The sequence below is a fragment of the Kineococcus indalonis genome (genome assembly GCF_009906395.1).
GTDB lineage: Bacteria > Actinomycetota > Actinomycetes > Actinomycetales > Kineococcaceae > Kineococcus > Kineococcus indalonis.
In genome coordinates, this window is the sequence record NZ_JAAALM010000998.1 from 1 (window position 1) to 516 (window position 516).

The 516-nt window shown below is 82.2% G+C and carries 1 pseudogene; it reads right to left on the bottom strand.

From position 1 onward, the window contains the following. Nucleotides 1-35 precede the first annotated feature (35 nt). Nucleotides 36-516: pseudogene (locus GTR00_RS22390) on the bottom strand (heparan-alpha-glucosaminide N-acetyltransferase domain-containing protein); the annotation flags it as partial.

A 516-nucleotide genomic window follows, 5' to 3' on the forward strand; every position in this document is an offset into this window, starting at 1 on the left:
CCCGCCCGCCGTTCCCGCCGGGGCCCGCCCTCCGCTCAGCGCCGGGCCGGCTCCGGCGCCACCAGCCCCGCCCCGCCGCGCGCCGCGGCCGACAGCGCCGACTCCAGCGGCCCGCGCCCGAACGCCGCCCGCCACGCCGTCGCCAGCAGCACCCCCACCAGCACGTGCACGGCCAGCAGCGCGGGCGCGTCGCCCGGGTGCACCGCCAGCGCCAGCACGTGCGCGGTGTACACCGACAGCGGCATCGACCCGAACGCCGCCACCGGCAGCAGGAACCGCGTCAGCGCCGCGGGCAGCAGCAGCGCCGCCCCCAGCACCGCCAGGGCCGTGCCCGAGGTGTGCAGCAGGTCCAGCGGGGTGCCCGAGTGCGGCTCGGCCACCGCCAGGAACCACGGCGAGGCCGTCGGCGCGGTGCCGTGGAACGCCCACCCCGGCGCGCCCGGCGCCACCCCGGGCCGCGCCAGGCGCTCCAGCCCGCCGCCCGGGCCCAGCAGCAGCGCGCTCACCGTCCGCGCC